This window comes from Frateuria sp. (genome assembly GCF_035695185.1).
GTDB lineage: Bacteria > Pseudomonadota > Gammaproteobacteria > Xanthomonadales > Rhodanobacteraceae > Frateuria_A.
The window spans coordinates 1-5,800 of sequence record NZ_DASSES010000196.1; the positions used below are offsets into that span (position 1 = coordinate 1).

The window sequence follows — 5,800 nt, forward strand, 5'->3', positions numbered from 1 at the left end:
GTGGCCGGCGCTTCCTCCCGGTCAAGGTGGTGGCGGTCGACATCCCGGCCATCCTGCGCGAGCGCGACCAGCTATGGGCCGAGGCCGTGGCGATGTTCCGCGATGGTCACGCGTGGTGGCAGTTGCCCGAGGATGCGGCCGAGCAGCAAGAGGAACGGTTTGTGGAGGACAGCTGGCAGGGGCCGGTGCAGCGCTGGCTTGGCGGCCGGGATGAGTCCAAGAACTACCCCGGGCGCCTCGCAGTGTCAGCCGGCGACGGCAACCGGCTGGAGTGGACAACCACCGCGGAGATCCTCAGCTGGGCGTTGAACATGGACCTGGGCAAGCACGGCAAGCCTGAGCAGATGCGCGTCGCGGCGATCATGCGAAGGCTGGGGTGGAAACACGTTCGCGTCAGCCTGGGCAATGGCGAGCGGGAGCGTCGCTGGTATCACCAGGAATCGGGGGCGGGCAGCGATGTGCCGTTCTAGCCGTTGGCCGTGGGGTAGTCCGCCTGGCGCTGCCCAACCTGCCCAACCTCTGCCCGACCTCTGCCCAACCTCGCGGGCCGCGCCACTGCGCGGCGTGCCCAACCTACCCGACCTTTTCAGGGTTCGCGCGTATGTCAGTGAAGTGGACAGGGCACGGGTTAACTCTGTGTGTGTGCGTAATCAGGTTGGGCAGGTTGGGCAGGTTGGGCGAGGTCAGCAGCGGCGCGGGTTTCGGCTACCCAACCTCGCCCTAGTGAGGTCGGGTAGGTCGGGTTTCGCGGTCGGGCAGGGGGTGTCGAGGGGCCTTCACCAACCTGAACGTGAACCTGAACGGGTCCTCCCCAGGGCGGCCGGATACGGGTCTATTGGCGCGCAATTTGTCGCTAGTTCAAGGGTTTGCGCTTTGGTTAATCGGCTCTTTGGTGGTGAAGTTTGCCGGGTAAGGGTGGGTTATGACGGGTGAAGTGCAGGGTGTGACGCGCGCCGAGTTCGCCCGTCTGCGTGGTTGCTCGGCTCCGTACGTCACGAAGCTCGGGCACCAGGGCCGGCTGGTGCTCACCGAGACCGGGCTCATCGACGTGGCCAAGACGATCGCGCTCCTGGACGCCACAGACGACCCCGCACGCGGCGGCGACCGCACTGGCAAGCCCACGCCTCCCCCTGCGCCGCCGGCGAGCGCTGCGCACGTTCCAGTGGCTACCGCTGGAGGTGTGATGCCCAGCGGCGCGGGCCAGCCTCCGGCGGGCGGTTCGGGCGATTCGCCGGCGTACCGCAACGCGGCGACGCGCGAGCGCATCGCAAAGGCGCGGCTTGCCGAGCTGGAGCTCGCCGAAAAGGCCGGCAATCTGGTCCGGCGTGATGAGGTGGAGGCGGCAGTGTTCGGCCTGGCGCGCCAGGCGCAGGAAGCGCTCGACGGCATCGCCGATCGGCTGAGCGCCCAGCTGGCGGCCGAGTCCGATGCGGCGCGGGTGCACAAGCTGCTCAGCACCGAATTGCGAGTGGTGAAGCAGCAGCTCGCCGCGGCGCGCCCGCTGCCGGCGGTTCCTGGTGCCGCTGTGGGTGAGCCGTCGATTGCGGAGGTGGAGGCCTGATGTTCGACGCGCATCCGCTCGACGTGGCTTTGCCCAGCGGCACGGAGGTCGCCACTGCCAGCTGGGCGCGCGGCTGGGAAACACCGGCGCCTATCACCGTCAGCGATTGGGCCGACAAGTACCGCATCCTGCCTCGGGAGGGTGCGGCCGAGCCCGGCCCGTGGCGCACCGCCCGCGCGCCCTACCTGCGCGAAATCATGGACTGCCTCAGCGCCGAGTCACCGGTGCGCCGCGTCACCATCCGCAAGTCCACGCAGGTCGGCGGCACCGAAGTCGGCATCAACTGGTTGTCCTACATCGTCGAGCACAACCCGGGCCCGACCATGTACGTGCTTCCCACGCTGGATATGGCGCGAAAGTTCAGCGAGCACCGGTTCGCGCCGATCATCGAGCTGATGCCATGCCTGCGTGAGCGCATCGGCCCAGCCACCAGCCGCACCAGCGGCAACACGCTGCTGAGCAAGAAGTTCCCGGCGGGCATGATCATCTTCAGCGGGGCGAACAGCGCCAACAGCCTCGCGACGATGCCCATCAAGAACCTGGTGCTGGACGAGTCGAGCAAGTACCCCGGCGACCTCGATGATCAAGGCAGCGCTGAGGAACAGGCGATCCGCCGTACGTCGACGTTCACGCGGCGAAAGATCCTCGATATCAGCTCGCCGACCGTCAAGGACGCCTGCGCGATCGACCGGAACTATGACGACGGAGACCAAAGCCAGCTCTGGTTGCCGTGCCCGCACTGCGCCAAAAAGCAGGTGCTGCACATCGACCAGATCACGGACGACGGCAGCTACCTCTGCATCGGCTGTGGCCAGTTAGTCGAAGAGCACCACAAGCCGGACATGCTCGCCGCGGGCGAGTGGATTGCGCGCAAGCCCGAGCGCAGCCTCGAACATCGCAGCTTCGAAGTGTGGGCGGCCTACGCCAACATCGGCCTGGGCTATACCTGGAAGGAAATCGCCGACATGCGCGCCAAGGCGCGCAAAGACCCGTCGCTGATGCCCACGTTCGTGAACACGATCCTGGGCGAAAGCTACGAAGGCGCCAGCCAGAAAGTCGAGTCGAGCGAGCTCGCCCAGCGTGCCGGCAAGTGGCAGCGCCGCACGCTCCCGCGCGGCGCCCTGATCCTCACCGCTGGCGTGGACGTACAGGTGAACCGCTTCGCCGTGCAGGTCGTGGCCTGGGGTCGCAACGAACAGGCGTGGATCGTCGACTACGTGGAGCTGCCAGCCGACCCGACCCGCCGGGAAGACTGGTCGATCCTGTGGGACTACCTGGCCCAGCCCCTCATCAACGCGTGCGGCATCCAGATGCGCATCGCCGCGGCCTGCGTCGACTCGGGCAACTGGACGCAGGAGGTCTACACCGCCGTGCGCCCGCTGCAGGCGCAGGGTGTCATGGCGATCAAGGGCAGCAAGGATGCCGCGCGGCCAGTCATCGGCCGCGCCAGCAAGCAGGACGCCGACAAGCGCGGCCGCACCATCCGCAAGGGCATCAACCTGTGGCTGGTCGGCGTCAACACCGCCAAGACGACGCTCATGCAGCGCCTACTCGGCGATGCCGACCGCGAGGAAGAGGCCAGGCTCATCCATTTCCCGGGTGACCTGCCGGAGGACTACTACCGCATGCTCACCGCCGAGCGCTTCGACCTCACGGCCAAGCGCTGGGTGAAGAAGAGCGGCGCCCGCAATGAGGCGCTGGATACCTTCGTGTACGCGTACGCTGCCGCGCTGAGTCCGAACGTCCGCATCCACCTCAAGCGTGACGCCGACTGGGCCACCTTGGAAGCCAAGCTCGAGCCGGGCACGGACGACCTGTTCGTCGCGCGGCCGGTCGCTGCGCCGCTTCCTGCGTCGGCAGCGCCGGCCATCGCGCCCGCACGTCAGGACGTCCAGCCGTCCAGCGCTCCACGTGGAACGACTGCCCCCGCCGCCAACCCGTTTGCATCCGCCGACTGGATGAGCCGATGACCGAGATAAACGTCGCCGAAGCCCTGCAGGACGAACTGGCCGTAGCCCTTCAGGAAGCCAAGGGCCTTAGTTTCGATGCCGCGCGTGACTACGTGGTGCCCATCGTGCGGTACCTGCAGCAGCAGTATGGCGGCGATGAGTTGTACATCCCGCAGCCCTACATGCGCCGCGACGTCAGCGAAATCCTCGCCGAGCGAGAAAAGGGCACGCCGCTGAAAGACATCCTCAAGCGTTTCAACATCTCGCGGCGGACCTACTATCGCCTGCTCAGCCAGGCATAGTCACTGCTAGACTCAAGCATCAGGAGAATCGAATGTCTCAGATCGAAGCCACGCCAGAACACGCCTTGGACGTCATGTTGGCGGTTGGTCGTGCGTTCCTCGCCAGCCCGAATGGTGAGATGCAAGTGCCGGCCACCCTGGACCGCCACCAGGGAGCCGCCTTGTATGGCGTTCTCGCGTACCTGGAAGCCGCGGGCGCTGTCGAGACGTTCGAAGTCATCGACCACATGACCGGCAAGCCGATACATCGAGGCAAGCGCCTGAGCATGACGACCAGTTAAGCGGCGTCCTGGTTGAGTAGCGAAGCCCCGCCATAAGCGGGGCTTTTTGCGTTGTGCCATCGCTTCGGTAAACGTGGCACAGCCAAGCGTCGAAGCTGGGCGCATGTCCACCGCCACCGACATGCGCGACAAGTACCTCGCCGCCGAGGTCGCCATCCTTTCCGGTCAGTCCTACCGGTGGGGTGATCGCCAGTTGACGCGTGCCGACCTTGCCCAGGTGCAGGAAGGCCGCCGCGAGTGGGAGCGCAAGGCCGCCTCCGAAGCCAGGGGCGGGCGCGGTTACTCGCTGGCCGACTTCAGTGGATCGGGCGGGCGCGAGGCCGGCGAACGCGACTGGGGGCGCTGCCGGTGAAGCGCCTGAGCCGCATCGATCGCGCCATCCTTGCCGTGTCTCCCAGCTGGGCGGCACGCCGCGCCCAGGCGCGTTACCGCGTGGCCGCCTACAGCGGCGCCTACGAAGCCACCCAGTCCACCCGCCTGCGCAAGCACGCCCGCGACTGGGGCGACGGCAACGCCGTGGCGCAGGGCGCCCAGGTACCGCTGCGCGACATGGCGCGCAACCTGGACCGCAACCACGACATCAGCCGCGGCATCCTCAACGTGCTGGTCCGCAACGTCGTGGGTGCTCACGGCATTGGCGTGCTGCCCCAGCCGCGCGACGCCAACGGCAACGTGATCGACAGCCTGGCACAGCAGCTCTCGGACCTGTGGGAGGCCTGGAGCCGCGCCCCCGAGGTCACCGGCGAGTTCAACCGCGCGCGTGCCGAGCAGCTGGCGTGCCGCAGCTGGTTCCGCGATGGCGAAGCCCTGTGTCAGTACGTCGAGGGCAACGTCCCGGGGCTCACGCACGCGACGGCTGTGCCGTTCTCGCTGGAATACCTCGAAAGCGACATGGTGCCGGGCGACTACAACGACCCCTCGCGCAACATCGTGCAGGGCGTCGAGTGCGATGCCTGGAACCGCCCGAAAACCTACTACGTCTACAAGCAGCACCCGGGCGCGCGCCTGACCGCCTACCCGGAATTGAAGCCTGTCCCGACCAGCGTCATCGGTCACATCAAGCTGGTGGACCGCTTCGGCATGCGCCGCGGCGTGAGCATGTTTGCCAGCGTGCTGACCCGGCTGGACGATCTGAAAGACTATGAGGAAAGCGAGCGCATCGCGGCCAAGATCGCCGCCAGCTTCGCGGCCTTCATCAAGAAGGGCATGCCGGAAGAATATGCGGCGCCGCCCGACGGGTCCGCACCCCGCCACATGCATCTGCAGCCGGGAATGGTTTTCGACGACCTCAAGGTCGGCGAGGAAATCGGCACGATCGACAGCAAGCGTCCCAACCCCAACGCGGCCACCTGGCGCGATGGGCAACTGCGCGCCGTCGCCGCCGGCGCGGACGTGTCCTACTCCAGCTCCAGCAAGAACTACAACGGCACCTACAGCGCCCAGCGCCAAGAGCTGGTCGAGCAGTGGGAGGCGTACCGCCTACTGAGCCAGGCCTTCATTGACCAGCACACCAGCGAGGTCTACATCCGCTTCGTCGCGATGTGCGTGCTCGCCGGCCTGGTCAAGATTCCGCGCGGCGCCACCTTCAACGGCATCGCGCACGCGCTCTACATCCCCCCGGCCATGCCGTGGATCGATCCGGTGAAGGAAGCCACCGGCTGGGAGCTCCGCGAAAAGAACCGGTGGGTTTCCGGTAGCGAGATTGTC

The 5,800-nt window shown here is 66.9% G+C and carries 7 protein-coding genes; all 7 read left to right on the top strand.

Annotated features, from left to right (window positions below; all coding sequences use genetic code 11):
• Window positions 1-470 (top strand): VapE domain-containing protein (locus VFH59_RS15770; RefSeq protein WP_325165862.1); only part of this gene is annotated, 470 nt, incomplete at its 5' end.
• A gap of 452 nt (window positions 471-922) precedes the next feature.
• Window positions 923-1,561: a hypothetical protein gene (locus VFH59_RS15775; RefSeq protein WP_325165863.1), complete on the top strand. Its 639-nt coding sequence runs from the start codon at window positions 923-925 to the stop codon at window positions 1,559-1,561.
• On the top strand, window positions 1,561-3,531 hold the full coding sequence (locus VFH59_RS15780; RefSeq protein WP_325165864.1) for a phage terminase large subunit family protein: 1,971 nt from the start codon (window positions 1,561-1,563) through the stop codon (window positions 3,529-3,531). The genes VFH59_RS15775 and VFH59_RS15780 overlap by 1 nt, the downstream gene beginning before the upstream one ends.
• Window positions 3,528-3,812, top strand: coding sequence for a helix-turn-helix domain-containing protein (locus VFH59_RS15785; RefSeq protein ID WP_325165865.1), 285 nt, complete (start codon window positions 3,528-3,530; stop codon window positions 3,810-3,812). The genes VFH59_RS15780 and VFH59_RS15785 overlap by 4 nt, the downstream gene beginning before the upstream one ends.
• 32 nt (window positions 3,813-3,844) lie before the next feature.
• A complete protein-coding gene (locus VFH59_RS15790; protein ID WP_325165866.1) occupies window positions 3,845-4,093 on the top strand; it encodes a hypothetical protein in 249 nt (82 codons plus the stop codon).
• 103 nt (window positions 4,094-4,196) lie between these two features.
• Window positions 4,197-4,445 carry a primosomal replication protein PriB/PriC domain protein gene (locus VFH59_RS15795; protein ID WP_325165867.1) on the top strand — a complete coding sequence of 83 codons (249 nt, stop codon included), beginning with the start codon at window positions 4,197-4,199 and terminating at the stop codon, window positions 4,443-4,445.
• On the top strand, window positions 4,442-5,800 hold a 1,359-nt coding region (locus VFH59_RS15800; protein WP_325165868.1), incomplete at its 3' end, for a phage portal protein. The genes VFH59_RS15795 and VFH59_RS15800, both read left to right, overlap by 4 nt.

What these genes read in the sequence shown, in the direction of transcription:
- VFH59_RS15785 (WP_325165865.1), top strand. Translation starts at nt 3,528, where the DNA reads ATGACCGAGATAAACGTCGCCGAAGCCCTGCAGGACGAACTGGCCGTA.
- VFH59_RS15780 (WP_325165864.1), top strand. Translation starts at nt 1,561, where the DNA reads ATGTTCGACGCGCATCCGCTCGACGTGGCTTTGCCCAGCGGCACGGAG.
- VFH59_RS15790 (WP_325165866.1), top strand. Translation starts at nt 3,845, where the DNA reads ATGTCTCAGATCGAAGCCACGCCAGAACACGCCTTGGACGTCATGTTG.
- VFH59_RS15775 (WP_325165863.1), top strand. Translation starts at nt 923, where the DNA reads ATGACGGGTGAAGTGCAGGGTGTGACGCGCGCCGAGTTCGCCCGTCTG.
- VFH59_RS15795 (WP_325165867.1), top strand. Translation starts at nt 4,197, where the DNA reads ATGTCCACCGCCACCGACATGCGCGACAAGTACCTCGCCGCCGAGGTC.